The organism is Citrobacter youngae, from assembly GCF_003818115.1.
In the GTDB taxonomy this organism is placed as follows: Bacteria; Pseudomonadota; Gammaproteobacteria; order Enterobacterales; family Enterobacteriaceae; genus Citrobacter; species Citrobacter youngae.
Map to the genome: position 1 here is coordinate 242,611 of NZ_RPOI01000003.1, position 26,769 is coordinate 269,379.

A 26,769-nucleotide genomic window follows, 5' to 3' on the forward strand; every position below is an offset into this window, starting at 1 on the left:
AGCCCGGACGAGGGGCGCTGGCACCGACACAGGGGAAATCCCGGCGTCACTACGTTAGGCCGGGCTACCAGACTATTGGATTACAGGCAGAACTGGTATCGCAGGAAGAAGCGCCATAGCCAAAAGCAAACCAATACCGTCACCGTCAGTAACTGCCAGAAACTACGCTGCTTCCTGTATGCAATGACATAGATATAGGGAATAAAAAGCGGGAGCGTGAAGATAATACCAGCATCACGGATATCATCACTTTCAACATAGGTCATCAGGTCACAAATATTATTAACCCCCAGCCCATCGATAAACCACTCTTTATCCTGGGTAGAGAAAATAATAATCAGAACGAAACTTACTGTTCCCCAGATAACATTCAGCGATATGGCTTTCGAATTCATTCATCCTCCTCGCATAATTTCCATTATTGCTGTCTTTTTCTCAATAATTCGCCGCCCATACTCACTGTATTCACGCTGTTTAGTACCAACCGGAGCAGAAATAGAATCAGTAATGCTTTGAATTTCTCGTTGGGTACCACGATTATATCTTGAGCCAATAATAATAATTTGCTCATCGGTAAGATGAGCAGTATCTTTCCCAGGGTAACTTAACATAATAAGATCGCGCAAATGAAACGCGACAACCCGAATATTAAAGCGATTATCCAGCAGACAATTCGATAGCTGAAACTGCTCAAAAGAGGTCAACTTATCGGGCCTGATGCCCATCGTGCTAGCGGCCACACCCAGCTGTATTGCGATAGAACCAACTGAAGTAGCATTAGATAAGGCCTTATCCTCCCTTCGCGAGATAGTTTCCAGAATTTGTCTGACTTGTAATACACCCACTGACTTAAATCTTTCTGGCGTCCCCCCACCTCTGCTGCAGCGACACCAGCCAACAACAATAGAGGGATTTGGGCTTCCTCAGCCGATTTTTTTAGCATATTTCTATGATAAACTAACCATGCTGTTTTATATATCCATAAATGTGCAGTCCCTGTATCAAAACGCCAATTTGTTGGAAGAGTTTTCCAACGAAGAAAATCCACACCATTCCAATGTGGAAAACCATAGCTATCGACTTTACAGAAAATAACCGAATCACGCATGTCACTGTCCTTAGCTTAAAAGATAAGTAAACCACTGGATACTACATTAAGCGAGAAACAGAAACATAAAATATCAAAAACATTTAAAGCAATTGATTAAAGATATAATTCACAGTAAATAGCATTTATCTAAAAAATAATTACAACACTAATCTATCGTCCATAAATACCATATTATTTATGGACGATGTGTATGAGTAATAACGTCGCTAACACTCGCACCGGGAAATCCCGGCGTCACTGCGTTAGGCCGGGCTACAGTGTGGGTCTTGTAGGCCTGATAAGCGTAGCGCCATCAGGCAATTCGATGCTGATTGCCGGATGGCTGCATTGCCTTATCCGGCCTACAACGGCCCAATTTACTCTGTCACCAGAACCGGCTGACGGTTAACGCGGCGACTGTAGTTCTGATAGATCGCCATCGCCAGCAGTGAGAAGAAGATCGGGCCACCGGTCATCCACAATGCGCTGTTCCAGTCTCCGGCCTCGATCACTGGCTGAATAATGGTAAATACGTTGGCAAACGTCACCACCAGCACCACCATGCCTGTTGCCAGTAGCGTCGCCGCGCGGGTTTTAAAAATAACAAACGGTCTTTCCAACCCCACGCGGGATTTGAAGAATGGGAATGCCAGCGCCAGGAACAAATACGGCAGCGTCATGGATACGTTCGCCATCAGGGTCAATTTGTTATAGAACGCTGAAGCCGTATCGCCGCCGAACGAAACCAGCAGGATAAACAGGCTTACCAGCAGACACTGCAACCACATTGCGGTCGTCGGCATCCCCACCGCATTCAGTTTGGTCATCGGCGCGGGCCACAATGCCTTCGGCGTACCCTGAATAATCGCTTTCAACGGCGAGTAGCTAAGGGTAAAAAAAGCACCGGTATAGGCAAGGAACATCGAAAGCCCGGTGATACGCGCGAACCATACGCCCATCACCATCGCGGTCTCAGGGGAAAGATGCAGCGCATTACCCAACGTCATCCCGAGGCTCTTCATCAGGATATAAGTAATATTGCCGAGGTTGACCGAGCTATTACTTAATACCTGCTGCCAGTTGGTGCTAACGCCCCATAAAAAGATGGCCAGTGAATAACCAACAGAAATGACAATAGCGGCAAAAACAATGCCTTTAGCAAAGTTCTTTTCTGGTTTTTCCGTTTTATCAACTAATCCACCCACGGCCTCTATTCCGCCGTAAGCAAAAATGGCGAATACCACAAATGACAGCATGGACAGACCGGACTGATATCCCGGATTAGGCGAGGAGATAAAATTAAGATTCTGAGCAAAGTGGCCACCAGTTAATAACAAAATAGCGACACTCACTAACAACAGAACTAAATTAAGACACATTACGGCAATTCCGCCTACTGCCGTAATACGGGCAATCTTATTAATACCCCGGGATGCCACGCAGGTCACCAGAATCATCCAGCCAACGGCGAGCAGTCCGACGACTTGCGTAGGCTCAAGCCCCGCGATACGCCAGTGCTGGGTCATGTCTGCGCCAAATAAGAAGGTTGAAAAAGGTACCCAGACTTTCGCGGCAGTACTGACCATCCAGATAACATAGGAGGAGAACCACATAAAGGTGCCGATAAAGGCATAGCGAGGTCCAACGCTATTATTCATCCACGAATAGATTCCGCCCTCTTCTTTCCGATAGGCGGAACCCATTTCCGCCATCATTAAAGCAAATGGAATAAAGAATAATAATGCAGAAAATACATACCATGGAATAGCACTGTATCCCATTAAATAGAAAGCCGAAGGGCTATTGGCAAATCCAAAAACTGACGTAAATATCATAAGGATGAGACCTGGCAGGCTCATCTTCTTTATTGTTTGGGTCATTCAACCATCCCTTACTCTGGCAAGCGTTTCGCAAACGCCGCTCACCGATTGGCACCGCTCTCTTTGCAGAGTTCAGCAATTAAAAATCAACACAGAATTGATACCTAAACGATATCAGATATCCAGATATAAATTGTGGCCATTAGAGGGAAAGTGAAAAAATGTGCTACAAAGTGGCGGTTTTATCGCCACTTTGTATTGTAGAGGGATAACCCGTTATGCACGATCGACGGTAAAGGCGATAACGTCAGCCAGACTCTCAGCGCCCAGCGCCAGCATCACCAGACGGTCAACACCCAGCGCCACGCCAGAGCAATCCGGCATCCCAACCTTCAACGCTTCAAGCAGGTTGGTGTCAATGGGCTGCTGCGGCAGGCCGCGCGCGGCACGTTTACGATTATCCTGCTCGAATCGTTGCTGCTGTTCACGTGCATCAGTCAACTCATGGAAACCATTCGCTAGCTCAATACCTTTGTAATAAACCTCGAAACGCTCAGCCACGCGATGATCTTCGGTACTGATTTGTGCCAGTGACGCCTGACTGGCCGGGAAATGGTACACAAACGTTGGTTTGTCTTTGCCAATATGTGGCTCAACGCCCATTGTAAACAGCAGTTGCAGCAAGGTATCCCGGTCCTCTTCAGTATCCGCGATATTGCTGAGATCCAGCTTCGCCGCCACTTCCCGCAGTTGGGTTTTATCCGCAGACAGCGGGTCAATCTCCAGATGACGCTGGAAAGCTTGCTGGTAAGAAAGGCTTTCGGCAGGTGAACAATCCAGCACTTGCTGCAGCAAATCATCCACTTCGTTCATCAGGCGATACATGTCGTAGTGTGGGCGATACCACTCAAGCATGGTGAACTCAGGATTATGATGACGTCCCATCTCTTCATTACGGAAGCTGCGACATAGCTGATACACCGGGCCACATCCTGCGACCAGCAGGCGCTTCATATGGTATTCCGGGCTGGTCATTAAATAGAGGTTCATCCCCTGGGAATGACCAGGGCCAACGAAACGCGTTTCGAACGGGAACAGGTGGATGTCCGTTACCGTCGCCTGACTCATGCAAGGTGTCTCAACCTCAAGCACTCCACGATCGGCAAAAAAGCGACGAATCTCCGCTATAATTGCTGCACGTTTTAACAAATTGGGGATGGACGCGCTCGGCTGCCAGGTTGCCGTTTCGCTCATGGTTGTTTCTCCGATTTCAGACAAGGGCACGAAGTCTACTCGTATCGCGCTAGCGAGACAAATTTCACGCGGGAATAATAAACACTGGCTGACGGGTAAAAAAAGCAACATTGGGTGGTTTAGTAATTAAATTAATCAAATTCAATGATAATTCAGCCCTCTGATACGCTAAAAAAATCGAACACGTCAAATTTCCCTCACATCCCTAAGACTATACTATTGTACCTATAAAGGAGCAGTGGAAACGCGTTCATAACCTGTTTGAATCCGATTAAGCATCTGAATTCGGGCGGGGATGAAATAACAACAATCTGGAGGAATGTCGTGCAAACCTTTCAAGCCGATCTTGCCATTATAGGCGCCGGTGGCGCGGGATTGCGTGCAGCAATTGCTGCCGCACAAGCAAATCCCAACGCTAAAATCGCACTGATCTCAAAAGTGTACCCAATGCGCAGCCATACCGTTGCTGCCGAAGGCGGCTCTGCTGCTGTCGCGCAGGATCATGACAGCTTTGACTACCATTTTCACGATACGGTAGCAGGCGGAGACTGGCTGTGTGAGCAGGATGTCGTGGATTACTTTGTCCACCACTGCCCAACTGAAATGACGCAACTGGAACAATGGGGCTGCCCATGGAGCCGCCGTGAAGACGGTAGCGTCAACGTACGTCGCTTCGGCGGCATGAAAATCGAGCGTACCTGGTTTGCCGCGGATAAAACCGGCTTCCACATGCTGCATACGCTGTTCCAAACTTCTTTGCAGTTCCCGCAAATTCAGCGCTTTGATGAACACTTCGTTCTGGATATCCTGGTGGACGACGGTCATGCTCGCGGCCTGGTCGCCATGAACATGATGGAAGGCACCCTGGTACAAATCCGTGCTAACGCAGTCGTGATGGCAACGGGCGGCGCGGGTCGTGTTTACCGTTACAACACCAACGGCGGCATCGTAACCGGCGACGGTATGGGCATGGCGCTGAGCCACGGCGTTCCGCTGCGTGATATGGAATTCGTTCAGTATCACCCAACAGGTCTGCCTGGTTCCGGTATCCTGATGACTGAAGGCTGCCGTGGTGAAGGTGGTATTCTGGTCAACAAAAATGGCTACCGTTATCTGCAAGACTACGGCATGGGTCCAGAAACTCCGCTGGGCGAGCCGAAAAACAAATACATGGAACTCGGTCCGCGTGACAAAGTTTCTCAGGCTTTCTGGCACGAATGGCGTAAAGGCAACACCATCTCCACCCCACGTGGCGATGTTGTTCACCTCGACCTGCGCCATCTCGGCGAGAAAAAACTGCTCGAACGTTTACCGTTCATCTGCGAACTGGCGAAAGCCTACGTGGGTGTCGATCCGGTTAAAGAACCGATCCCGGTACGCCCGACCGCACACTACACCATGGGCGGTATCGAAACCGATCAGCACTGCGAAACCCGTATTAAAGGTCTGTTCGCGGTGGGTGAATGTTCCTCTGTTGGTCTGCACGGCGCTAACCGTCTGGGCTCTAACTCCCTGGCGGAACTGGTGGTCTTCGGTCGTATGGCCGGTGAACAAGCTGCGGAACGCGCTGCAACAGCTGGCGCTGCAAACAGTGCCGCTCTTGATGCACAGGTTGCTGGCGTTGAAAAACGTCTGAAAGATCTGGTTAACCAGGAAGGTAACGAAAACTGGTCTAAGATCCGTGACGAAATGGGTATCTCCATGGAAGAAGGTTGCGGCATCTACCGTACACCGGAACTCATGCAGAAAACCGTTGATAAGCTGGCGGAACTGCAGGAGCGCTTCAAGCGCGTACGTATCACTGATACTTCCAGCGTATTCAACACCGACCTGCTGTACACCATTGAACTGGGTCACGGCCTGAACGTTGCCGAATGTATGGCGCACTCCGCGCTGGCACGTAAAGAATCCCGCGGCGCGCACCAGCGTCTGGATGAAGGCTGCACCGAGCGTGACGACGTGAACTTCCTCAAACATACCCTCGCCTTCCGCGATGCTGACGGCACGACTCGCCTGGAATACAGCGACGTGAAAATCACCACTCTGCCACCGGCTAAACGTGTTTACGGTGGCGAAGCGGAAGCAGCCGATAAGAAGGAGAAGGCGAATGGCTGAGTTGAAAAACCTGAAAGTTGAGGTGGTGCGCTATAACCCGGAAACCGATACCGCGCCGCACAGTGCTTTCTATGAAGTTCCTTATGATGAAACCACGTCTCTGCTGGATGCGTTGGGCTACATCAAAGATAACCTGGCACCAGACCTGAGCTATCGCTGGTCCTGCCGTATGGCAATTTGCGGCTCTTGCGGCATGATGGTCAACAACGTGCCGAAACTGGCGTGCAAAACCTTCCTGCGTGATTACACCAACGGTATGAAGGTTGAAGCGCTGGGCAACTTCCCGATTGAACGCGATCTGGTCGTCGATATGACGCACTTCATCGAAAGTCTGGAAGCGATCAAGCCGTATATCATTGGTAACCCGCGTACTCCGGATCAGGGTCCAAACACCCAGACTCCGGCGCAGATGGCGAAATATCATCAGTTCTCCGGTTGCATCAACTGCGGTCTGTGCTACGCCGCGTGCCCGCAGTTCGGCCTGAACCCTGAGTTCATTGGACCGGCTGCGATTACGCTGGCGCATCGTTACAACGAAGATAGCCGCGACCACGGTAAGAAGGAGCGTATGGCTCAATTGAACAGCCCGAACGGCGTCTGGACCTGTACTTTCGTGGGCTACTGCTCCGAAGTCTGCCCGAAACACGTCGATCCGGCTGCGGCCATTCAGCAGGGTAAAGTTGAAAGTTCAAAAGACTTTCTTATCGCTACCCTGAAACCACGCTAAGGAGTGCATGATGACGACTAAACGCAAACCCTATGTGCGGCCGATGACGTCCACCTGGTGGAAAAAGCTGCCATTTTATCGCTTTTACATGCTGCGCGAAGGCACGGCAGTTCCGGCAGTCTGGTTCAGTATTGAACTGATTTTCGGCCTGTTTGCTCTGAAGCATGGTGCTGAGTCCTGGATGGGCTTTGTCGGCTTTTTGCAAAACCCGGTGGTGGTCATCCTCAACCTGGTTGTCCTGGCTGCAGCACTGCTGCATACCAAAACCTGGTTTGAGCTGGCACCGAAAGCCGCCAACATCATCGTAAAAGACGAAAAAATGGGGCCAGAGCCGATCATCAAAGGTCTCTGGGTAGTTACTGCGGTAGTGACCGTAGTCATACTGTATGTAGCCCTGTACTGGTAAGGAGTCCGGGATGATTAATCCAAATCCAAAACGCTCTGACGAACCTGTATTCTGGGGTCTGTTTGGTGCAGGTGGTATGTGGGGCGCAATCATTGCGCCGGTAGTGGTTCTGCTGGTTGGTATTATGCTGCCGCTGGGTCTGTTCCCGGGCGATGCGCTGAGCTATGAGCGCATTATGGCATTTGCCCAGAGCTTCATCGGACGCGCATTTCTGTTCCTGATGATCGTTCTGCCGCTGTGGTGTGGTTTACACCGTATGCACCACGCTATGCATGACCTGAAAATCCACGTGCCTGCTGGCAAATGGGTATTCTACGGCCTGGCTGCTATCCTGACCGTTGTAACAGCGATTGGCATTCTGACTATCTAATCGCAGTTGTTACCTATTAGGCCCGCCACTGGCGGGCCTTTTTATTTGTGCAATACCCCGATCAGCCAACGAGAAAACTCGCGCATCGCAGGTGTCTCCGGGCGAGATTGCAAACGCGTTATCCAGTAACTCCCCAGATCAATCTGCGTTAAAAACGGCTGTACGATACGCTCACTACTGAGTAAATGCGTGAACATTCTGACCGGGGCGATTGCCACACCAATCCCCGCCTGCGCGGCTTCCAGCATGGTGACCGACGAGTCAAACACCACCACGTTGTGCGTCGGTGACGGCGGCGCTTCTCCAGCGGCCTGCATCCACAGCGCCCATTCATCACGACGATACGATCGTAATAGCGGAAATTTCAGGATATCTGCAGGAGTCTGAATCTGAGAGGCCAGCTCGGGTGAACAAAGCGGAGACATCAGCGCGCTACATAAATATTGCGCATCAGTATCGTGCCAGGCTCCCCCTCCGTAGCGAATGGTATAATCCAGCCCCTCTGCAGCAGGATCAACACGGTTATTATGCGTGGAAAGCTGTAAATCGATATACGGATAACACCGTTTAAAATCGTGTAGAAGTGGGAAAAGGCAACCCACCGCAAAAGTGCCCACCACACCAATTTTCAGTTTTTCCTGAGACTGGTTACCGGCAAAGCGGTCTAACATTGCCGCCATACGATCGAAAGAGTCATTAAGTACAGGTAACAGACTCTCACCTTCTGTCGTGAGCATCAGGCCCCGTGAAACGCGAATAAAGAGCTGACAATTCAGCTGTTGTTCCAACGCTTTCACATGCTGGCTGATGGCAGAATGCGTCACGTTAAGCTCAATTGCTGCGCGGGTAAAGCTGAGATGCCTGGCGGCCGCTTCAAAAGCCCGCAGAGAATTAAGTGGGATATAGCTACGCGTCATCATCTAACCTGTTAGAAAAACTTATATCTGCTGCTAAATTTAACCGTTTGTCAACACGGTGCAAATCAAACACACTGATTGCGTCTGACGGGCCCGGACACCCTTTCGCTTTTTATTACGGAAATGATTTCATGATGAAAAAATCGTTATGCTGCGCACTACTGCTGACAGCCTCTTTCTCCACGTTTGCCGCCGCAAAAACAGAACAACAGATTGCCGATATCGTTAATCGCACCATCACCCCGTTGATGCAGGAGCAGGCTATTCCGGGTATGGCCGTGGCCGTTATCTACCAGGGAAAACCGTATTACTTTACCTGGGGTAAAGCTGATATCGCCAATAATCGTCCGATTACACAGAACACACTGTTCGAACTCGGTTCAGTCAGTAAGACCTTCAATGGCGTGCTGGGCGGCGATGCGATCGCCCGCGGCGAAATCAAACTCAGCGATCCGGTCACCCGGTACTGGCCGGAACTCACAGGCAAACAGTGGCAGAACATTAGTCTGCTGCACTTAGCCACATACACGGCAGGTGGCCTGCCGCTTCAGATCCCCGACGAGGTGACGAATAAAACCGCATTGCTGCGCTTTTATCAAAACTGGCAACCCCAGTGGGCCCCGGGCGCTAAACGTCTCTATGCTAACTCCAGCATTGGTCTGTTTGGCGTACTGGCGGTGAAACCCTCTGGAATGAGCTACGAAGGGGCGATGATCAGACGCGTCCTGCAGCCATTAAAACTCACTCACACCTGGATTACCGTTCCGCAGAACGAGCAACGAGATTATGCCTGGGGCTATCGCGATGGCAAGCCCGTACATGTTTCGCCAGGCCAGCTTGATGCCGAAGCGTATGGTGTGAAATCCAGCATTATGGATATGGCTCGCTGGGTTCAGGCCAATATGGACGCCAGCCACGTGCAGGAGAAAACCCTGCAGCAGGGCATCGGGCTCGCACAGTCACGTTACTGGCGCATTGGTGAGATGTACCAGGGCTTAGGCTGGGAAATGCTTAACTGGCCGGTAAAAGCAGACACTATTATCAACGGCAGCGACAGTAAAATCGCTCTGGCGGCGCTTCCGGCCGTTGAGGTAAACCCACCTGCCCCCGCAGTAAAAGCCTCCTGGGTACATAAAACAGGTTCGACTGGCGGATTTGGTAGTTATGTGGCTTTTATTCCGGAGAAAAATCTTGGCATCGTGATGCTGGCCAATAAAAGCTACCCGAATCCTGCTCGCGTCGACGCGGCATGGCGCATCCTTGAAAAACTGCAGTAACCGGCGTTGAGGTCCGATCCGTCGGGCCTCCTTTCTTCCACTTCTTTTCCTGCTGTCATCTACACTTAACAAAAATACAGCAAGGAATATCCCATGCGCATTCTGCCCGTTGTTGCTGCAGTTACGGCTGCATTTCTGGTTGTTGCCTGCAGTTCTCCTACACCGCCGAAAGGCGTTACCGTGGTGAATAACTTTGATGCCAAATGCTATCTGGGCACCTGGTATGAAATTGCGCGTTTCGACCATCGATTCGAACGTGGGCTGGAAAAAGTGACCGCAACCTACAGCCTGCGCGATGATGGTGGGATCAACGTCATCAACAAAGGCTATAACCCTGACAGGGAAATGTGGCAAAAAACGGAAGGCAAAGCCTATTTCACCGGCGATCCTGGCCGGGCTGCTCTTAAGGTCTCGTTCTTTGGCCCTTTCTATGGTGGGTATAACGTGATTGCTCTCGATAGGGAATATCGTCATGCGCTGGTCTGCGGCCCGGATCGCGACTATCTGTGGATCCTCTCTCGCACCCCAACGATTTCAGATGAGATGAAACAGCAGATGCTGGCAGTCGCGACCCGGGAGGGATTTGAGGTGAATAAGCTGATTTGGGTGAAACAGCCTGGCGCTTAGTGAGTGCTCAGCTTCAGACCAATAATGCCAGCAACGATCAGCCCAAGGCTCAGCAAACGCGCCGGGCTGGCAGATTCACCCAGCAGCAAAATCCCTGTAATGGCCGCCCCTACCGCGCCAATCCCGGTCCAGACGGCATAAGCCGTACCAACCGGTAGCGTTCTCATCGCCCAGGAAAGCATAGCGATACTGACGATCATCGCCGCAATGGTGATAATACTTGGCGTTAAACGGGTAAAACCGTGGGTATATTTCAGACCAATAGCCCAGACAACTTCAAGCAGGCCCGCGATAAGTAAAACGATCCAGGACATGACTGGCTCCAGTACACAATGGGGCCGTCCCCGGGTGAAAGATGCGTTTGCAGGTCGTCCTGCAAAGCGGATGTATGAAATGGCATTTTTGCCCGGGAGAAAATGAATTTCAACCTTTTTATTCATTGCTTACTTAAAGCAAGAATTAAGCCCAATTAGAGGCGTAGTTCCCGCATTTGGCTCACATTGGACTTCTCTATGATGAAGAGCTTTCTGAACTCAGAAAGCCATTTGATCCTCTTCTGAATGCGAAAGGTTTATGCTTAAAATTTTAGTGATTGACCGGTGCCACTTCACCCGCACAGGGATAGAGGCCTTGCTTAATCATTCTGGTATGTTCAACTCTTCATTTCTGGTGTCAGGGATTAATAATCTGATGTTGGCTAAAGAGCATATTTTGCAGTGGAAGCCACATCTGGTAATCGCAGATTTATGTAGTTTTCTCAGCGATATTCACTCCAGCCCCCCCATCGCACCATTTTTTATGAGCTGCGGCGCCATCCCACTGATTTTACTACAATCAGGCGACCGATCGCATAACCCAATCGATCCCCCTCACTCTGCCGTTCACTCGACATTGTCCAAACACATCGCGTTGCATGATCTTTCGCGCACGATCCAGAATGCACTACAGATCCGCCCCGTATTGGATACACCTAAAAATGCCACACCGCTGCTTACACCACAGGAAGAGAAGGTACTGTCGTTGTGGATGGATGGCGTTGATAACAATGCAATAGCCGCCGCGCTCTGCATTCATGGTAAGACGGTATACACCTATAAGCGAAATATCCGTATGAAGCTGCACCTGGGGAACCGCTTTTCACCGTTTCTCTCTCTACCTGAGAAGATGAATTAACGGTACGACGGTACGTCGTACCGTTCATCGCTATTGCTGAGCCTTTGTCGCTGCACCAGAAATGGCACTACCGCCCTCAGAAATATCCTGACCTACGCCTCGCGTCGTATTACACGCCGTTAATACGGAAGAAAGTACCAACACAGAAAAGATCGCAGCAATTGTCTTCTTAACCATAACGTCTTCCTTTTTTAGCCAATATTGTTTGTGTATAGCTACTTAATAATAGACAAGATCCGGGGGGGTGACGGATAAACGACCGTTTTTAAGACAACATGAGGGGACTAGCTGGCAGCGTGAGAAATTGAATTACCGAGATGTTTGATATCTTCACCGAAGCCGCGCGCCGTATTACAGCCCGCCAGGAGGGTGCTGGTGAAAAGGATAAGCATTACAAGACCGAGAAGACGTTTCATCATTCCTGCCCTGGAAAAGTATGGCGCAGCAATCTGCACCCACATCTTAGAAATACGCAAAATCATTCAGGCCGCCTGATGCAGCCTGAAAGATGAAGAATATTACTTCACGCGGGATACGTATTCGCCAGAGCGGGTATCCACTTTGATGACTTCGCCGATCTGTACGAACAGCGGAACTTTAACCACTGCACCGGTGGACAGCGTCGCTGGTTTACCACCAGTACCTGCAGTGTCACCTTTCAGACCTGGGTCGGTTTCAACGACTTCCAGCTCAACGAAGTTCGGCGGAGTCACGGAGATCGGCTGACCGTTCCACAGGGTCACGATGCATTCAGCCTGGTCCAGCAGCCATTTAGCGTTATCGCCTACCGCTTTCTCGTCAGCAGCCAGCTGTTCGAAAGTGGTGTTATTCATAAAGTGCCAGAACTCACCGTCGCTATACAGGAAAGTCAGGTTCATGTCGGCTACGTCTGCGCCTTCAGCGGAGTCGGTAGACTTGAAGGTTTTCTCTACGCGAGTACCGGTCAGCAGGCGACGCAGCTTAACGCGCGCAAACGCCTGGCCTTTACCTGGTTTAACGAATTCGCTGGCTTCAACCGCATAAGGTTCGCCGTCCAACATGATTTTAAGACCAGCACGAAAATCGTTGCTATAGTACGTTGCCATAAGGCCCTCTGAAAATTGTTAACTGGTAGCTAAGCCACAAAATGGCGCATATTGTAACCCTAAATACCCCATCCAGAGAAGATTGGTTATCGCAACTTGCCGATGTTGTGACCGATCCTGATGAACTTCTGCATCTTTTGAATATAGACGCAGATGAAAAACTGTTGGCCGGACGCGATGCGAGACGGCTTTTCGCCCTGCGCGTTCCGCGTGCGTTTATTGCCCGCATGGAAAAAGGCAATCCAGACGATCCGCTTTTGCGTCAGGTACTTACTTCTCAGGAAGAGTTCGTTTCCGCACCAGGCTACTCGACCGATCCACTGGAAGAGCAGCACAGCGTCGTTCCAGGATTACTGCACAAATATCGCAACCGGGCGCTATTGCTGGTTAAAGGCGGTTGTGCGGTAAATTGTCGCTATTGCTTCCGCCGACACTTCCCGTATGCTGAAAACCAGGGCAATAAGCGCAACTGGCAGGTCGCCCTGGACTACATTAGCGCACATCCTGAGCTGGATGAGATTATCTTCTCCGGTGGCGATCCGTTAATGGCCAAAGACCATGAACTGGACTGGTTGCTCACGCAACTGGAAGCCATCCCGCATATTAAGCGTCTGCGAATTCACAGCCGTTTGCCGATTGTTATCCCGGCGCGTATTACTGAAGGACTGGTCGAGCGTTTTGCACACTCTTCCCTGCAGATTCTGCTGGTCAATCACATTAATCACGCGAACGAAATTGATGAGACATTTCGTCAGGCAATGGCCAGCTTGCGTAAAGTGGGTGTCACATTGCTTAACCAAAGCGTCCTGCTGCGTGGCGTGAACGACAACGCACAAACGCTGGCAAACCTGAGCAATGCACTGTTTGATGCGGGCGTAATGCCCTATTACCTGCATGTACTGGATAAAGTGCAGGGAGCCGCTCACTTTATGGTGAGTGACGATGAGGCACGGAAAATCATGCGAGAGCTGCTGACGCTGATTTCAGGCTATATGGTCCCAAAACTGGCGCGCGAAATTGGCGGTGAGCCAAGTAAAACGCCGTTGGATTTGCAGTTACGCCAACAATAGTCATTATTGAGTGTCCGATTTCGGACACTCGACACGATTACTTATCATTTAAATTCCAACAAGTGGAGCCACACTTTTAATCTGTGCTATTTTAATTAGCGCTGTAAAATCATTCATTCGTAAATTTTATCAATAGTTTCAAATGCAGAACATCAATAAATATATGGTTAGGGAGAACCTTTGATGGCTATCAGTATTAAAGGTATTAATAGCGGTGTTATTCGTCAGAAGAATGAATTTGTTGCTTTGGCATTAAAGATAAAAGAACCAAGAAATAAAGAGTCGCTGTTTTTTCTTTCTCCGCTTGGGCTAAGAGACTTGTTTATTGCTCTGGAAAGCAAGCTATACGCCAAACATCAACTAAGCGAAGACGAGCGTGTGCAATATGAGAAAGAATGCGAGAAAGCCAGCAAAAAGATGCACGAAAATATTCCTTTAATTCAGGAAGATGAGTTAAAGAATGCGGATATTAACCGTCGCATAAATTCACTGACGTTAGTGGATGATAAAGGGGAGAACTTAGCATTTTCTCTGACGCTGCATGACGGGAAAACAGATGAATTACTGATTAATGAATTACAGATTCAGGTGCTGGCGCATGCAATTATTCATGCAATAAATAATGCTGGCATGCGGGATTTAGCGCTACGAATTACATCGCTGCTGGATTTTCTGCCGCTGTACGATGTGGATTGCCAGCAAAACGACAATCTGGAATACGATTCTTATACACAACCCGAATGGAAACATAACCTGTTTAATCATTATCTGGCGATTATTTACCGCTATACGGATGATAAAGGAAAAGCCCAGTACTGTGGTTCGGTAGTAAAAACTCGCGCTCTTTCCGGCAGCAAAGAGGCCGAAGCCATTACTCGCCGTCTGCTCGATTTCAGCCCACGGCTGAAAAAACTTGCCGGTGTACCGTGCCAGGTGTTTGTCAGAACGTTGACGGGTGATAAGACGCAAAAGCTCAATCAGGATCAGTGCCTGCGCGCGCTGCATCATTTACGCGTTCAGTCTGCGCATAAGACTCAGAATGCCTGATGGCGCTGCGCTTATCAGGCCTACGATTGCATGAGCCTGTCCAGGCCACTTTATTACACAAAATCATTCAATCTGCATCGCGGCGGCAAGCGAAGAAAATCCCCAGGAGCATAGATAACTATGTGACTGGGGTTTCACAGCGCAGCCAACAAAGAGGCTGGTTGAAGGATGAAGTGTAATCAGTTAGGGCACTTATAAACCTGCCCAATCATCTCACTGGCGGTAGGAACAAAGCTGGAGAGCATTCCCTGCGATGGGCTGCTGACGCCATAAATCACGTTACCGCCCATTGCCGCAGCCTGGTTACGCAGATCGTTTGCTGCGCCACGCATTGAGCCGCCCTCTTCGCCGTGCTGGCCAGAAAGCCAGTTGCTTTGCTTACCGGTTGCCGTGCCTATCAGTTGGCACTCTGCGCCAGGCTTGTCTTCGACAAAGCGTACGCTTTGCCCGGCTGAACTCAGTTCGTTGCTGGAGCTACAACCCGCCATCAGTAGCGCGGCACCAACGATCCCTGCTAAATATTTCACGTGCATGTCATTCCCCATAATCAATTAGTTGGACGTTATGTCCGTAGCTGAATCATATACTAAAAAGATGACCAAAAGAAAAACCCCCGGACATTTCTGCCCGGGGGTTTCTCAATTCTGGGAGATGAGCACCCAAATCATTCTGGTTGCAGGAAGGCGGCCAGTTTGTTAATCCCCAGGAGCTTACTCAAGTAAGTGACTGGGGTTAGCAAACGCAGCCAACGCATCTGCAGCCTGAAGGATGCAGGGTGTGGGCAATTACATCATGCCGCCCATTCCACCCATGCCGCCCATACCGGCAGCACCTAAGTCAGGCGCATCGCCTTTCGGCAGGTCGGTAACCATGCACTCGGTGGTGATCATCAGACCCGCAACAGAAGCCGCGTACTGCAGAGCAGAACGCGTTACTTTGGTTGGATCCAGGATACCCATGTCGATCATGTTGCCGTATTCTTCAGTTGCAGCGTTGTAACCGTAGTTACCGTCACCCGCTTTCACGGTGTTAGCCACTACAGACGGCTCTTCGCCGCAGTTCAGTACGATTTGACGCAGTGGGGATTCCATTGCGCGCAGCGCAACTTTGATACCTACGTTCTGGTCTTCGTTCTGACCTTTCAGGCCGGCAATTTTGCTTGCTACACGGATCAGCGCAACACCACCACCAGCAACCACGCCTTCTTCTACCGCAGCACGGGTAGCGTGCAGGGCATCTTCAACGCGAGCTTTCTTCTCTTTCATTTCAACTTCAGTCGCAGCACCTACTTTGATAACTGCAACGCCGCCAGCCAGTTTCGCTACGCGCTCCTGCAGTTTTTCACGGTCGTAGTCTGAAGTTGCTTCTTCGATCTGCTGACGAATCTGAGTCACGCGACCCTGGATTGCAGCTTCGTCACCCACGCCATCGATGATGGTGGTGGTGTCTTTGTTGATAACAACGCGTTTAGCCTGACCCAGATCTTCCAGAGTTGCTTTTTCCAGCTCCATACCGATCTCTTCAGAGATAACGGTACCACCGGTCAGGGTAGCGATATCCTGCAGCATCGCTTTACGACGGTCGCCGAAACCAGGTGCTTTAACCGCAGCCACTTTCACGATACCGCGCATGGTGTTAACAACCAGAGTTGCCAGCGCCTCGCCTTCAACATCTTCAGCGATGATCAGCAGCGGTTTGCCTGCTTTCGCAACGGCTTCCAGAACCGGCAGCATTTCGCGGATGTTGGAGATTTTCTTGTCAGCCAGCAGGATGAACGGGCTTTCCAGTTCTACTGCGCCAGTTTCCGGCTTGTTGATGAAGTAAGGAGACAGGTAGCCGCGGTCGAACTGCATACCTTCAACCACGTCCAGTTCGTCCTGCAGACCGGTACCGTCTTCAACGGTGATCACGCCTTCTTTACCGACTTTGTCCATCGCTTCAGCGATCAGTTTACCTACGGTTTCGTCGGAGTTAGCGGAGATAGTACCAACCTGAGCAATAGCTTTAGAGTCGGAGCACGGTACGGACAGTGCTTTCAGTTCTTCAACAGCAGCAGCGACAGCTTTGTCGATACCACGTTTCAGATCCATCGGGTTCATGCCCGCAGCAACGGCTTTCAGACCTTCAGTGATGATTGACTGAGCCAGTACGGTTGCGGTGGTGGTACCGTCACCTGCAGCGTCGTTCGCTTTAGAGGCAACTTCTTTCACCATCTGCGCACCCATGTTTTCGAACTTGTCTTCCAGTTCGATTTCACGTGCTACGGAAACACCATCTTTAGTGATGGTCGGTGCACCGAAAGATTTATCCAGAACTACGTTACGGCCTTTTGGACCGAGGGTAACTTTCACTGCATCTGCCAGTACGTTTACGCCGCGCAGCATTTTCACACGAGCGTCGTTACCGAATTTTACGTCTTTAGCTGCCATTTTCTCTTTCCCTTAAATTCGTATGTTCAGTGTCGTTCGCGGATTAGGCTTCAACAATTGCCAGGATGTCGCTTTCAGACATGATCAACACTTCTTCATTGTCGATCTTCTCAGATTTAACACCGTAGCCATCGTTGAAAATAACGATATCGCCGACTTTCACGTCCAGCGGCTGTACAGAACCGTTGTCCAGGATGCGACCCTTACCGACAGCGATGATTTCGCCACGAGTTGATTTACCTGCAGCGGAACCGGTCAGTACGATGCCACCAGCAGATTTGGATTCAACTTCTTTACGTTTGACGATCACACGATCATGTAACGGACGAATACTCATTGATAGCTCTCCTTTGAGAAAGTCTTTATCAGTTATGGGTGACGCCGGCCCGTAAACGGTATCCCGGCTAGTGACCAGAGAGATGGGGATGGGCTTTTGTGCCTTCAAGGGGGCAAGCGAAAAAAAATTTTTATCAGCAGAAAATCCCGTCAAAACACCGACACGCCTCACATTTCATAACGATTTCAGCTACGTCGTCATAAGCAAATCCGATTGTGATACCATCGAAAATCTGCGCTGTAGCCCGGTACATGGGCATAACCGGATAACAACTTATGAGCGGATTAAAACAAGAGCTGGGACTGGCTCAAGGCGTTGGCCTGTTGTCGACATCATTGTTAGGTACAGGCGTTTTCGCCGTCCCCGCACTTGCCGCGCTGGTTGCTGGCAACAACAGCCTGTGGGCATGGCCGGTGCTGATCGTTTTAGTCTTTCCGGTGGCGATTGTCTTTGCCGTACTCGGTCGCCATTTTCCCAGCGCAGGCGGCGTGGCGCATTTTGTCGGCATGGCCTTTGGCTCACGGCTTGAGCGCGTTACCGGGTGGCTTTTTTTATCGGTAATTCCAGTGGGGTTACCTGCGGCGTTGCACATTGCCGCCGGATTCGGCCAGGCAATGTTTGGCTGGCATGGTTGGCAGCTTCTGTTAGCAGAGCTCGGCACGCTGGTATTGGTCTGGTACATCGGTTCGCGGGGTGCCAGCTCCAGCGCAAACCTGCAAACGGTGATTGCCGGACTGATCGTCGCGCTGATTGTCGCCATCTGGTGGGCTGGCGAGTTGAAACCGAGTGAGATCCCCTTTCCTGCCATCGACAAAATTGAGTTTCCCGGGCTTTTTGCCGCGCTGTCGGTGATGTTCTGGTGCTTTGTTGGCCTTGAAGCGTTCGCACACCTGGCCTCTGAATTCAAAAATCCGGAGCGGGATTTCCCACGCGCGCTGATGATAGGTCTGCTACTGGCCGGTTCCGTGTACTGGGCATGTACCGTCGTTGTACTTCATTTTGGTGCGTACGGAGAGCAGATGGCGGCGGCGGCATCGCTGCCTGAAATCGTCGTTCAACTGTTTGGCGTTCACGCCCTGTGGGTTGCCTGCATCATTGGTTATTTGGCCTGCTTTGCCAGCCTGAACATTTATATCCAAAGTTTCGCCCGTCTGGTGTGGTCGCAAGCACAATATAAACCTGAGAGCTGTCTGGCTCGTCTATCCCCTCGCCATCTTCCGGGCAATGCGCTAAACGCCGTATTGGGCTGCTGCGTCGTCAGTACATTGTGCATCTATATGCTGCAAATCAATCTCGACGCGTTAATCATCTACGCTAACGGCATCTTTATTATGATTTATCTGCTGTGCATGCTGGCGGGATGTCGATTACTGAAAGGACAATACCGCGCGCTGGCGGTTATTGGCGGTCTTCTGTGTCTGCTGCTGTTAGCGATGGTAGGCTGGAAGAGCCTGTATGCGCTGATTATGCTGGCAGGGCTGTGGCTGTTTTTACCGAGCCGGAAAATGGCTGAGGCCAAATAAGCAATAAGAAAGCCCGGTAGCACTTACCGGGCCTGCAGGGTCAGTCGCGACGATCGTCGTCTTTATGATCAAGACGGTTGCGCTCATCGTCTTTACGCTGAAATTCACCGTCGAAGGTCTCACCTCCACCGGTTCCGGCACTAAATCCACCACCTGGCATACGCGAAAAACGCAAATGTGGCAGCAACTTCATGGTCAAATGTTTCTGCACCGGAGGTAATATAAAGAAGAAGACCGAGGAAATCGGTGAAGAAACCAGGCAACACCAACAGCAAGCCGGCGATAATCAGCGACACGCTCTTGATCATTTCTGCAGCCGGACTTTCACCTGCTGCCATTTTCTGTTGCATCAGTAAAAAGTTCTTAAACCCCTGGTTACGAACCAGAGACATACCGATAACCGAGGTAAAAATAACCAAAATCAGCGTCATCAGGACACCCAGCACATGGGCAACCTGGATAAAAATAGATATCTCTATGTAAACGTAGAGAAAAATGGCAAGTAATGGTATCCAGCGCAAAGGGCTCTCCTGTTGAAAACAGTCGTTTTCACCAACAACTGCTCGAAAATTGTGTGACTTGCATCACTCTAATATTGGGGTGATTAGCAAAATTTCAAGCTGCTTGTACACTAATATTTGGTGTTAATCCTAAAGGGGTGATCTATTTCACAGAATAATAAATAAGGGGTAAATTCCACGCTTTAAGTGATCCAGATTACGGTAGAAATCCTGAACCAGCATATGATCTCGGGTATCAGACCGATGCAGGGGATAATCGTCGGTCGAGAAACAATCGAAATCACATATATCCTGTGTGTTTAGTCAAATCATTGGCAGCTTGAAAAAGAAGGTTCACATGTTAAACAACATTCGTATCGAAGAAGACTTGTTGGGTACCAGGGAAGTTCCAGCGGACGCTTACTATGGTGTCCACACTCTGAGAGCGATTGAAAACTTCTACATTAGCAACAACAAAATCAGTGACATTCCTGAATTTGTTCGCGGCATGGTAATGGTTAAAAAGGCAGCGGCACTGGCCAACAAAGAGCTGCAAACTATTCCTAAGAGCGTGGCAAATGCCATCATCGCGGCGTGTGATGAAGTCCTGAATAACGGAAAATGCATGGATCAGTTCCCGGTAGATGTTTACCAGGGTGGTGCGGGTACCTCCGTCAACATGAACACCAACGAAGTGCTGGCCAATATCGGTCTGGAACTGATGGGTCACCAGAAAGGTGAATATCAGTACCTGAACCCGAACGACCACGTCAACAAATGTCAGTCTACCAACGACGCTTACCCGACCGGTTTCCGTATCGCTGTTTACGCATCCATCATCAAACTGATTGATGCTCTGAACCAGCTGCGTGAAGGCTTCGAGCAAAAAGCTGTTGAATTCCAGGGCATCCTGAAAATGGGTCGTACCCAGCTGCAGGATGCTGTACCGATGACCCTCGGTCAGGAATTCCGTGCTTTCAGCGTACTGTTGAAAGAAGAAGTGAAAAACATTGGCCGTACCGCTGAGCTGCTGCTGGAGGTTAACCTCGGCGCAACTGCAATCGGTACGGGTCTGAACACACCGAAAGAGTACTCTCCGCTGGCAGTGCAAAAACTGGCTGAAGTGACCGGTTTCGCCTGCGTTCCTGCAGAAGACCTGATTGAAGCCACCTCCGACTGCGGCGCATACGTTATGGTGCACGGTGCACTGAAACGTCTGGCTGTGAAAATGTCCAAAATCTGTAACGACCTGCGTTTGCTCTCCTCTGGCCCACGTGCCGGCCTGAATGAGATCAACCTGCCGGAACTGCAGGCGGGCTCTTCCATCATGCCAGCAAAAGTGAACCCGGTTGTTCCAGAAGTTGTAAACCAGGTGTGCTTTAAAGTCATCGGTAACGACGTCACTGTTACCATGGCATCTGAAGCAGGTCAGCTGCAGCTGAACGTAATGGAACCTGTTATCGGCCAGGCAATGTTCGAATCTATCCACATTCTGAGCAATGCTTGCTACAACCTGCTGGAAAAATGCGTTAGCGGCATCACTGCTAACAAAGAAGTGTGTGAAGCATTCGTTTATAACTCCATCGGTATCGTCACCTACCTCAACCCGTTCATCGGTCACCACAACGGCGATATCGTCGGTAAAATTTGTGCCGAAACCGGTAAGAGCGTGCGTGAAGTTGTCCTGGAGCGCGGTCTGTTGACCGAGGCAGAACTGGACGATATCTTCTCTGCACAGAACCTGATGCACCCGGCTTATAAAGCAAAACGTTATACTGATGAAAGCGAACAGTAATCGTGTAGGGTAGTACCAGAGAGGGCACGTCATGATGACGTGCCTTTTTTCTTGCACCAAGTTACTTAAAAACAACAATTTAATATCAACTTGTTAAACAACAAGGAAGGCTAATATGATAGTTTTAGAACTTATCATCGTTTTGCTGGCAATCTTTTTGGGTGCCAGACTTGGGGGTATCGGTATTGGATTTGCAGGTGGGCTGGGTGTTCTGGTTCTCGCCGCTATTGGCGTAAAACCGGGTAATATTCCGTTCGATGTTATTTCCATTATCATGGCGGTTATCGCTGCTATCTCCGCCATGCAGATTGCCGGTGGTCTGGACTATCTGGTCCATCAAACTGAAAAACTGCTGCGTAAGAACCCGAAATACATCACAATCCTTGCACCGATCGTGACCTATTTCCTGACTATCTTTGCCGGTACCGGCAACATCTCTCTGGCAACGCTGCCAGTTATCGCTGAAGTCGCGAAGGAGCAAGGGATCAAACCTTGCCGTCCGCTCTCTACCGCAGTGGTTTCTGCACAGATTGCGATTACCGCATCACCTATCTCAGCGGCCGTGGTTTACATGTCTTCCGTCATGGAAGGTCATGGTATCAGCTACATTCACCTGCTGTCAGTGGTCATTCCGTCTACCCTGCTGGCCGTTCTGGTGATGTCCTTCCTGGTCACCGCACTGTTCAACTCCAAACTGTCTGACGACCCGATTTATCGTAAGCGTCTGGAAGAAGGTCTGGTTGAACTGCGCGGTGAAAGACAAGTTGAAATCAAAGCTGGCGCGAAAACCTCCGTTTGGTTGTTCCTGCTGGGCGTGGTTTGCGTCGTTGTTTACGCCATCGTCAACAGCCCAAGCCTTGGCCTGGTCGCTAAACCGCTGATGAACACCACCAACGCCATTCTGATCATCATGTTGAGCATCGCGACGCTGACGACAATCATCTGCCGCGTTGAAACTGACTCCATCCTGAACTCCAGCACCTTCAAAGCCGGTATGAGCGCCTGTATTTGTATCCTGGGTGTTGCATGGCTGGGTGATACCTTCGTATCTCACAACATTGACTGGATCAAAGATACTGCAGGTAGCGTAATTCAGGGTCATCCGTGGCTGCTGGCTGTCATCTTCTTCTTTGCTTCTGCTCTGCTGTATTCTCAGGCTGCAACGGCTAAAGCACTGATGCCGATGGCTCTGGCACTGAACGTTTCTCCACTGACCGCTGTAGCGTCTTTCGCTGCGGTTTCTGGCCTGTTCATTCTGCCTACCTACCCAACTCTGGTTGCGGCGGTTCAGATGGATGACACCGGTACTACCCGTATCGGTAAATTCGTCTTTAACCATCCGTTCTTCATCCCGGGTACTCTGGGTGTGGTTCTGGCTGTCTGCTTCGGCTTCTTGCTGGGTAGCTTCATGCTGTAAGTTTTACCTGCGGGGTGCTTAGGCATCCCGCAGTACCTCCCCGCCTCGCTTTAACTAACATCCTTCCCTCGTCCGTTGTATAGTTACCGTTCTCTTGCTGGTTACTCTGTTCTTTCGAGGTGTTTATGCTTGATGTTAAGAGTCAGGATATCTCCATCCCCGATACCGTTGTGGTGCTCTGTACCGCCCCGGATGAAGCGACCGCCCAGGATCTGGCTGCAAAAGTACTGGCAGAAAAACTGGCCGCCTGCGTGACGCTGCTGCCCGGTGCAACGTCTCTCTATTATTGGGAGGGTAAGCTGGAGCAGGAATATGAAGTCCAGATGATTTTAAAAACTACCGTCACGCACCAGCAAGCGCTTCTCGATTGCCTGAAGTCTCATCATCCATATCAAACCCCTGAACTTCTGGTTTTACCCGTCACTCACGGAGACTTTGATTACCGCTCATGGCTCAACGCATCCTTACGCTGATCCTGCTGCTATGCAGCACATCCACTTTTGCCGGATTATTTGATTCGCCTGGCCGCTCGCAGTTTGTCCCTGCCGACCGGGCATTTATTTTTGATTTTCAGCAAAACCAACATGACCTGAACTTCTCATGGCAGGTAAAAGACGGCTACTACCTGTACCGCAAACAGATAAGCATTACACCGTCTCAGGCTGATATTGCCGAGGTAAAGCTACCGCCAGGCGTCTGGCATGAAGATGAGTTTTACGGCAAAAGTGAAATTTACCGTAAGCAGTTGAACGTTCCGGTAACGATCAATCAGGCCGCATCTGGTGCAACGCTGACCGTTACTTACCAGGGCTGTGCCGATGCCGGATTTTGCTATCCGCCGGAAACCAAAACCGTTCCACTCAGTGAAGTCATGGCTCGTACAGATGCGACGCCTACACCAACGCCTGATACAGTCGCCCCGGAAAAACAATCACAGCCAGCCGCCCAACTCCCCTTTTCCGCACTGTGGGCATTGCTGATCGGGATTGGCATTGCCTTTACCCCCTGTGTATTGCCGATGTATCCACTGATTTCCGGGATCGTACTCGGCGGTAAACAACGCTTATCAACCGGGCGGGCTCTGCTGCTGACCTTTATCTACATACAGGGAATGGCGCTCACCTATACCGCGCTGGGTCTGGTCGTTGCGGCTGCCGGGCTACAGTTTCAGGCCGCGCTACAGCATCCCTATGTATTGATTGGGCTTACCATTGTCTTTACGCTGCTGGCTCTGTCGATGTTTGGCCTGTTCACGCTGCAGCTCCCTTCATCGTTGCAGACGCGTCTCACATTGATGAGCAACCGCCAGCAAGGCGGCTCTCCTGGTAGCGTCTTTGCGATGGGAGCGATTGCCGGCCTCATCTGTTCCCCTTGCACCACAGCCCCGCTAAGCGCGATTTTGCTGTATATCGCTCAGAGCGGGAACATGTGGCTGGGAGGCGGCACGCTGTATCTGTACGCACTGGGGATGGGATTACCCCTGATGCTGATTACCGTATTTGGTAACCGCCTGCTGCCTAAAAGTGGCCCATGGATGGAACATGTCAAAACCGCTTTTGGTTTCGTCATCCTTGCGCTTCCCGTCTTTTTACTCGAACGCATTATTGGCGACGAATGGGGCATTCGCTTATGGTCACTGTTAGGCGTCGCGTTCTTTGGCTGGGCGTTCATCACCAGCCTGCAGGCAAAGCACGCCTGGATGCGTATCGTGCAGATTGTCCTGTTAGCCGCAGCACTGGTATGCGTGCGTCCACTGCAAGACTGGGCGTTCGGCGCGCCGCATACTCAAACCCAGGCACACCTTAACTTCACGCCGGTGGCATCGGTAGATGCGTTAAATCAAGCGCTGGAGCAAGCTAAAGGCAGGCCAGTCATGCTGGATCTGTATGCCGACTGGTGTGTAGCCTGTAAGAAATTTGAAAAGTACACGTTCAGTACTCCGCAGGTTCAGCAAGCGCTAGGCAACACGGTGCTGTTGCAAGCGGATGTGACAGCAAACAATGCCCAGGATGTCGCTCTGCTGAAACACCTACAGGTTTTAGGTTTGCCGACTATCTTGTTCTTTGATGCCGAGGGAAAAGAGCATCCGGAGGCCCGGGTAACGGGTTTTATGGATGCCGCGACCTTCAGCGCACATTTGCGCGATCGCCAACCGTGAGCGACACTTGCAACAGGAAATACGGAGGAGAATACCGTGCAACGTGAAGATGTCCTGGGAGAAGCCCTGAAATTACTTGAGGTTCAAGGGATAGCCAATACCACACTGGAAATGGTGGCAGAGCATGTCAATTATCCACTTGATGAACTGCAACGCTTCTGGCCTGATAAAGAGGCCATTCTGTACGATGCCTTGCGTTACCTCAGTCAACGGGTGGATATCTGGCGGCGTCAGCTTTTGCTGGATGACACGCTGAGCGCTGAGCAGAAACTACTGGCACGCTATAACGCGCTGTCCGAATGCGTGAGTAATAATCGCTATCCAGGCTGCCTGTTCATCGCTGCCTGCACGTTTTACCCCGATCCAGGCCATCCTGTCCATCAGTTGGCCGATCAACAGAAAAAGGCTGCACATGACTTCACCCATGAGCTGCTGACGACGCTGGAAGTTGATGACCCGGCAATGGTCGCCAAACAGATGGAACTGGTGCTGGAGGGCTGCCTGAGTCGCATGCTGGTTAATCGCAGCCATGCTGATGTAGAAACAGCACATCGTCTGGCCGAAGATATCCTGCGTTTTGCTCAGTGTCGTATGGGTGGGGCGCTGACCTAAGCGCACAATGCTTATTGGAGAGCGCGAGACTGGGGCACCTCCCTATTTTGTTCAATCTTCAGGCACAAATGCGTAGATTGCCGCAATATTAAGCGGTTGAACGGTTTTCCCCGAAATTTAATTGACTGACCGACGTGAATACGGTTTAATGCGCCCCGTTGCCCGGATAGCTCAGTCGGTAGAGCAGGGGATTGAAAATCCCCGTGTCCTTGGTTCGATTCCGAGTCCGGGCACCACTATTTAGAAGAACCAGCCTACGGGCTGGTTTTTTGCTTTTGTGGTTCTGATACTTTCCAATCGCTCATCCCTCAATATCCATACAGCACACCCCCTCACAAAATCCGCACGAACGATTAGCCGTACCCGTGTGCAAGCAGACATCTGGATTCTATAAGAAGATGGGATTTAGCGTGACGGGACGGACGGAAGTGGACGACCGTACCCGTTACTCAGCCTCGTACACGGGTAGCCGTACTTATTGCCTGATGCGCTGCGCTTATCAGGCCTACAAAATACGTTCAGCCCGGCGCAGGCCGGATAAGGCGCAGGCCGGATAAGGCGGTACACCGCATCCGGCAATGTGCACCCCGCACAGACGCAAAAAAGCCCATCCGTCAGGATGGGCTTCTTCACTTTAATTGATGCCTGGCAGTTTATGGCGGGCGTCCTGCCCGCCACCCTCCGGGCCGTTGCTGCGCAACGTTCAAATCCGCTCCCGGCGGATTTGTCCTGCTCAGGAGAGCGCTCACCGACAGACCACAGATAAAACAAAAGGCCCGGTCTTTCGACCGGGCCTTTTGCTTTTATTTGATGCCTGGCAGTTCCCTACTCTCGCATGGGGAGACCCCACACTACCATCGGCGCTACGGCGTTTCACTTCTGAGTTCGGCATGGGGTCAGGTGGGACCACCGCGCTACAGCCGCCAGGCAAATTCTGTTATCAGACCGCTTCTGCGTTCTGATGTCATCTGTAATCAATGCTGAAAATCGTCTCAATTCCGCCAAAACATCTTCGGCGTT

At 50.7% G+C, this 26,769-nt stretch carries 26 protein-coding genes, 1 tRNA gene, 1 rRNA gene and 3 pseudogenes; 17 read left to right on the forward strand and 14 right to left on the reverse strand.

Annotation, left to right across the window (positions count from 1 at the left end):
* Positions 1–80 precede the first annotated feature (80 nt).
* From EHN13_RS02110 to epmA, 4 genes and pseudogenes are all read right to left on the reverse strand, one after another.
* Positions 81–395 (reverse strand): YjeO family protein, encoded by a 315-nt coding sequence (locus EHN13_RS02110; protein ID WP_003025555.1) that lies wholly within the window; start codon positions 393–395, stop codon positions 81–83.
* Positions 396–1,108 (reverse strand): annotated as a pseudogene (locus EHN13_RS24515) (hypothetical protein).
* Positions 1,109–1,467: 359 nt separating this feature from the next.
* A complete protein-coding gene (yjeM, locus tag EHN13_RS02125) occupies positions 1,468–2,970 on the reverse strand; it encodes a glutamate/gamma-aminobutyrate family transporter YjeM (protein WP_124020800.1) in 1,503 nt (500 codons plus the stop codon).
* Positions 2,971–3,186: 216 nt separating this feature from the next.
* Positions 3,187–4,164, reverse strand: coding sequence for an elongation factor P--(R)-beta-lysine ligase (gene epmA / locus EHN13_RS02130; RefSeq protein ID WP_048212905.1), 978 nt, complete (start codon positions 4,162–4,164; stop codon positions 3,187–3,189).
* 324 nt (positions 4,165–4,488) lie between these two features.
* Here epmA and frdA point away from each other — a divergent pair, with 324 nt between their 5' ends.
* From frdA to frdD, 4 genes are read left to right on the forward strand one after another with little or no spacing between them, the layout of a single operon-like run.
* A complete protein-coding gene (gene frdA / locus EHN13_RS02135; RefSeq protein WP_048212906.1) occupies positions 4,489–6,279 on the forward strand; it encodes a fumarate reductase (quinol) flavoprotein subunit in 1,791 nt (596 codons plus the stop codon).
* Positions 6,272–7,006, forward strand: a complete 735-nt coding sequence (gene frdB, locus EHN13_RS02140) for a fumarate reductase iron-sulfur protein (RefSeq protein WP_048212907.1) — start codon at positions 6,272–6,274, stop codon at positions 7,004–7,006. The genes frdA and frdB overlap by 8 nt, the downstream gene beginning before the upstream one ends.
* A gap of 10 nt (positions 7,007–7,016) precedes the next feature.
* The gene (gene frdC, locus EHN13_RS02145; protein WP_048212908.1) at positions 7,017–7,412 is read left to right on the forward strand and encodes a fumarate reductase subunit FrdC; all 396 of its coding nucleotides are present in this window, start codon (positions 7,017–7,019) and stop codon (positions 7,410–7,412) included.
* Between the two features lie 10 nt (positions 7,413–7,422).
* Positions 7,423–7,782 (forward strand): fumarate reductase subunit FrdD, encoded by a 360-nt coding sequence (frdD, locus tag EHN13_RS02150; RefSeq protein ID WP_048212909.1) that lies wholly within the window; start codon positions 7,423–7,425, stop codon positions 7,780–7,782.
* A 41-nt stretch (positions 7,783–7,823) separates the two neighbouring features.
* Here the strand turns inward: frdD and ampR are convergent, their stop codons facing one another.
* Positions 7,824–8,699, reverse strand: a complete 876-nt coding sequence (gene ampR / locus EHN13_RS02155; protein ID WP_101743239.1) for a LysR family transcriptional regulator AmpR — start codon at positions 8,697–8,699, stop codon at positions 7,824–7,826.
* Between the two features lie 131 nt (positions 8,700–8,830).
* Between ampR and blaCMY the strand changes: the two genes are divergently transcribed.
* Both blaCMY and EHN13_RS02165 read left to right on the forward strand, forming a co-directional pair.
* Positions 8,831–9,976, forward strand: coding sequence for a CMY-2 family class C beta-lactamase (gene blaCMY, locus EHN13_RS02160; RefSeq protein ID WP_115601116.1), 1,146 nt, complete (start codon positions 8,831–8,833; stop codon positions 9,974–9,976).
* A 93-nt stretch (positions 9,977–10,069) separates the two neighbouring features.
* The gene (locus EHN13_RS02165) at positions 10,070–10,603 is read left to right on the forward strand and encodes a lipocalin family protein (protein WP_124020801.1); all 534 of its coding nucleotides are present in this window, start codon (positions 10,070–10,072) and stop codon (positions 10,601–10,603) included.
* Here EHN13_RS02165 and sugE read toward each other — a convergent pair.
* Positions 10,600–10,917 (reverse strand): quaternary ammonium compound efflux SMR transporter SugE, encoded by a 318-nt coding sequence (gene sugE, locus EHN13_RS02170; RefSeq protein ID WP_000118520.1) that lies wholly within the window; start codon positions 10,915–10,917, stop codon positions 10,600–10,602. The genes EHN13_RS02165 and sugE overlap by 4 nt on opposite strands.
* A 259-nt stretch (positions 10,918–11,176) precedes the next feature.
* Here sugE and EHN13_RS02175 point away from each other — a divergent pair, with 259 nt between their 5' ends.
* On the forward strand, positions 11,177–11,776 hold the full coding sequence (locus EHN13_RS02175; protein WP_048212914.1) for a helix-turn-helix transcriptional regulator: 600 nt from the start codon (positions 11,177–11,179) through the stop codon (positions 11,774–11,776).
* 30 nt (positions 11,777–11,806) lie between these two features.
* On the opposite strand, the gene ecnB is transcribed toward EHN13_RS02175, so the two are convergent.
* From ecnB to efp, 3 genes are all read right to left on the reverse strand, one after another.
* Positions 11,807–11,953 (reverse strand): lipoprotein toxin entericidin B, encoded by a 147-nt coding sequence (gene ecnB, locus EHN13_RS02180; protein ID WP_003025482.1) that lies wholly within the window; start codon positions 11,951–11,953, stop codon positions 11,807–11,809.
* A gap of 107 nt (positions 11,954–12,060) precedes the next feature.
* Positions 12,061–12,195, reverse strand: a complete 135-nt coding sequence (gene ecnA / locus EHN13_RS02185) for a lipoprotein antitoxin entericidin A (RefSeq protein WP_040232999.1) — start codon at positions 12,193–12,195, stop codon at positions 12,061–12,063.
* A 99-nt stretch (positions 12,196–12,294) separates the two neighbouring features.
* On the reverse strand, positions 12,295–12,861 hold the full coding sequence (gene efp / locus EHN13_RS02190) for an elongation factor P (RefSeq protein WP_003025478.1): 567 nt from the start codon (positions 12,859–12,861) through the stop codon (positions 12,295–12,297).
* Between the two features lie 41 nt (positions 12,862–12,902).
* Between efp and epmB the strand changes: the two genes are divergently transcribed.
* Together epmB and yjeJ are read left to right on the forward strand one after the other, a co-directional pair.
* Positions 12,903–13,931: an EF-P beta-lysylation protein EpmB gene (epmB, locus tag EHN13_RS02195; protein WP_048212915.1), complete on the forward strand. Its 1,029-nt coding sequence runs from the start codon at positions 12,903–12,905 to the stop codon at positions 13,929–13,931.
* A 183-nt stretch (positions 13,932–14,114) separates the two neighbouring features.
* The gene (gene yjeJ / locus EHN13_RS02200; protein WP_124020802.1) at positions 14,115–14,978 is read left to right on the forward strand and encodes a YjeJ family protein; all 864 of its coding nucleotides are present in this window, start codon (positions 14,115–14,117) and stop codon (positions 14,976–14,978) included.
* Positions 14,979–15,157: 179 nt separating this feature from the next.
* Here the strand turns inward: yjeJ and EHN13_RS02205 are convergent, their stop codons facing one another.
* The 3 genes from EHN13_RS02205 to EHN13_RS02215 form a co-directional block, all read right to left on the reverse strand.
* Positions 15,158–15,511, reverse strand: coding sequence for a DUF4156 domain-containing protein (locus tag EHN13_RS02205; protein ID WP_003025468.1), 354 nt, complete (start codon positions 15,509–15,511; stop codon positions 15,158–15,160).
* 252 nt (positions 15,512–15,763) lie between these two features.
* A complete protein-coding gene (gene groL, locus EHN13_RS02210) occupies positions 15,764–17,407 on the reverse strand; it encodes a chaperonin GroEL (RefSeq protein WP_003830576.1) in 1,644 nt (547 codons plus the stop codon).
* A 43-nt stretch (positions 17,408–17,450) separates the two neighbouring features.
* Entirely contained in the window at positions 17,451–17,744 is a 294-nt protein-coding gene (locus EHN13_RS02215; protein WP_005120976.1) for a co-chaperone GroES, read from the reverse strand.
* A gap of 275 nt (positions 17,745–18,019) precedes the next feature.
* Between EHN13_RS02215 and yjeH the strand changes: the two genes are divergently transcribed.
* Positions 18,020–19,267 carry an L-methionine/branched-chain amino acid transporter gene (gene yjeH / locus EHN13_RS02220; protein ID WP_048212917.1) on the forward strand — a complete coding sequence of 416 codons (1,248 nt, stop codon included), beginning with the start codon at positions 18,020–18,022 and terminating at the stop codon, positions 19,265–19,267.
* A 40-nt stretch (positions 19,268–19,307) separates the two neighbouring features.
* Here yjeH and EHN13_RS02225 read toward each other — a convergent pair.
* Positions 19,308–19,788: pseudogene (locus tag EHN13_RS02225) on the reverse strand (FxsA family protein).
* A 337-nt stretch (positions 19,789–20,125) separates the two neighbouring features.
* Between EHN13_RS02225 and aspA the strand changes: the two are divergent.
* The 7 genes and pseudogenes from aspA to EHN13_RS24190 form a co-directional block, all read left to right on the forward strand.
* The gene (gene aspA / locus EHN13_RS02230; protein ID WP_124020803.1) at positions 20,126–21,562 is read left to right on the forward strand and encodes an aspartate ammonia-lyase; all 1,437 of its coding nucleotides are present in this window, start codon (positions 20,126–20,128) and stop codon (positions 21,560–21,562) included.
* A gap of 115 nt (positions 21,563–21,677) precedes the next feature.
* Complete coding sequence (gene dcuA, locus EHN13_RS02235) at positions 21,678–22,979, forward strand: anaerobic C4-dicarboxylate transporter DcuA (RefSeq protein ID WP_003830670.1); 1,302 nt, start codon at positions 21,678–21,680, stop codon at positions 22,977–22,979.
* 125 nt (positions 22,980–23,104) lie between these two features.
* Positions 23,105–23,452, forward strand: a complete 348-nt coding sequence (gene cutA, locus EHN13_RS02240; protein ID WP_003025447.1) for a divalent cation tolerance protein CutA — start codon at positions 23,105–23,107, stop codon at positions 23,450–23,452.
* Positions 23,428–25,137 carry a protein-disulfide reductase DsbD gene (locus EHN13_RS02245; RefSeq protein WP_124020804.1) on the forward strand — a complete coding sequence of 570 codons (1,710 nt, stop codon included), beginning with the start codon at positions 23,428–23,430 and terminating at the stop codon, positions 25,135–25,137. The genes cutA and EHN13_RS02245 overlap by 25 nt, the downstream gene beginning before the upstream one ends.
* Positions 25,138–25,173: 36 nt before the next feature.
* Entirely contained in the window at positions 25,174–25,749 is a 576-nt protein-coding gene (locus EHN13_RS02250; protein WP_101743244.1) for a transcriptional regulator, read from the forward strand.
* Positions 25,750–25,909: 160 nt separating this feature from the next.
* Positions 25,910–25,985 (forward strand) — tRNA-Phe (locus EHN13_RS02255).
* 138 nt (positions 25,986–26,123) lie between these two features.
* Positions 26,124–26,218: pseudogene (locus EHN13_RS24190) on the forward strand (acetyltransferase); the annotation flags it as partial.
* 343 nt (positions 26,219–26,561) lie between these two features.
* Here EHN13_RS24190 and rrf read toward each other — a convergent pair.
* Positions 26,562–26,677: ribosomal RNA gene (gene rrf, locus EHN13_RS02265) — 5S ribosomal RNA — on the reverse strand.
* Positions 26,678–26,769: the final 92 nt, after the last annotated feature.

Excerpts from the sequence above, each read along its gene's own strand:
- epmA (WP_048212905.1), bottom strand. The coding sequence starts at position 4,164 with ATGAGCGAAACGGCAACCTGGCAGCCGAGCGCGTCCATCCCCAATTTG.
- EHN13_RS02165 (WP_124020801.1), top strand. The coding sequence starts at position 10,070 with ATGCGCATTCTGCCCGTTGTTGCTGCAGTTACGGCTGCATTTCTGGTT.
- EHN13_RS02110 (WP_003025555.1), bottom strand. The coding sequence starts at position 395 with ATGAATTCGAAAGCCATATCGCTGAATGTTATCTGGGGAACAGTAAGT.
- dcuA (WP_003830670.1), top strand. The coding sequence starts at position 21,678 with ATGATAGTTTTAGAACTTATCATCGTTTTGCTGGCAATCTTTTTGGGT.
- EHN13_RS02205 (WP_003025468.1), bottom strand. The coding sequence starts at position 15,511 with ATGCACGTGAAATATTTAGCAGGGATCGTTGGTGCCGCGCTACTGATG.
- aspA (WP_124020803.1), top strand. The coding sequence starts at position 20,126 with ATGTTAAACAACATTCGTATCGAAGAAGACTTGTTGGGTACCAGGGAA.
- yjeM (WP_124020800.1), bottom strand. The coding sequence starts at position 2,970 with ATGACCCAAACAATAAAGAAGATGAGCCTGCCAGGTCTCATCCTTATG.
- yjeH (WP_048212917.1), top strand. The coding sequence starts at position 18,020 with ATGAGCGGATTAAAACAAGAGCTGGGACTGGCTCAAGGCGTTGGCCTG.
- cutA (WP_003025447.1), top strand. The coding sequence starts at position 23,105 with ATGCTTGATGTTAAGAGTCAGGATATCTCCATCCCCGATACCGTTGTG.
- epmB (WP_048212915.1), top strand. The coding sequence starts at position 12,903 with ATGGCGCATATTGTAACCCTAAATACCCCATCCAGAGAAGATTGGTTA.
- efp (WP_003025478.1), bottom strand. The coding sequence starts at position 12,861 with ATGGCAACGTACTATAGCAACGATTTTCGTGCTGGTCTTAAAATCATG.
- frdC (WP_048212908.1), top strand. The coding sequence starts at position 7,017 with ATGACGACTAAACGCAAACCCTATGTGCGGCCGATGACGTCCACCTGG.
- frdB (WP_048212907.1), top strand. The coding sequence starts at position 6,272 with ATGGCTGAGTTGAAAAACCTGAAAGTTGAGGTGGTGCGCTATAACCCG.
- sugE (WP_000118520.1), bottom strand. The coding sequence starts at position 10,917 with ATGTCCTGGATCGTTTTACTTATCGCGGGCCTGCTTGAAGTTGTCTGG.
- ecnB (WP_003025482.1), bottom strand. The coding sequence starts at position 11,953 with ATGGTTAAGAAGACAATTGCTGCGATCTTTTCTGTGTTGGTACTTTCT.
- frdD (WP_048212909.1), top strand. The coding sequence starts at position 7,423 with ATGATTAATCCAAATCCAAAACGCTCTGACGAACCTGTATTCTGGGGT.
- blaCMY (WP_115601116.1), top strand. The coding sequence starts at position 8,831 with ATGATGAAAAAATCGTTATGCTGCGCACTACTGCTGACAGCCTCTTTC.
- ampR (WP_101743239.1), bottom strand. The coding sequence starts at position 8,699 with ATGACGCGTAGCTATATCCCACTTAATTCTCTGCGGGCTTTTGAAGCG.
- EHN13_RS02175 (WP_048212914.1), top strand. The coding sequence starts at position 11,177 with ATGCTTAAAATTTTAGTGATTGACCGGTGCCACTTCACCCGCACAGGG.
- yjeJ (WP_124020802.1), top strand. The coding sequence starts at position 14,115 with ATGGCTATCAGTATTAAAGGTATTAATAGCGGTGTTATTCGTCAGAAG.
- ecnA (WP_040232999.1), bottom strand. The coding sequence starts at position 12,195 with ATGATGAAACGTCTTCTCGGTCTTGTAATGCTTATCCTTTTCACCAGC.
- groL (WP_003830576.1), bottom strand. The coding sequence starts at position 17,407 with ATGGCAGCTAAAGACGTAAAATTCGGTAACGACGCTCGTGTGAAAATG.
- EHN13_RS02215 (WP_005120976.1), bottom strand. The coding sequence starts at position 17,744 with ATGAGTATTCGTCCGTTACATGATCGTGTGATCGTCAAACGTAAAGAA.
- EHN13_RS02245 (WP_124020804.1), top strand. The coding sequence starts at position 23,428 with ATGGCTCAACGCATCCTTACGCTGATCCTGCTGCTATGCAGCACATCC.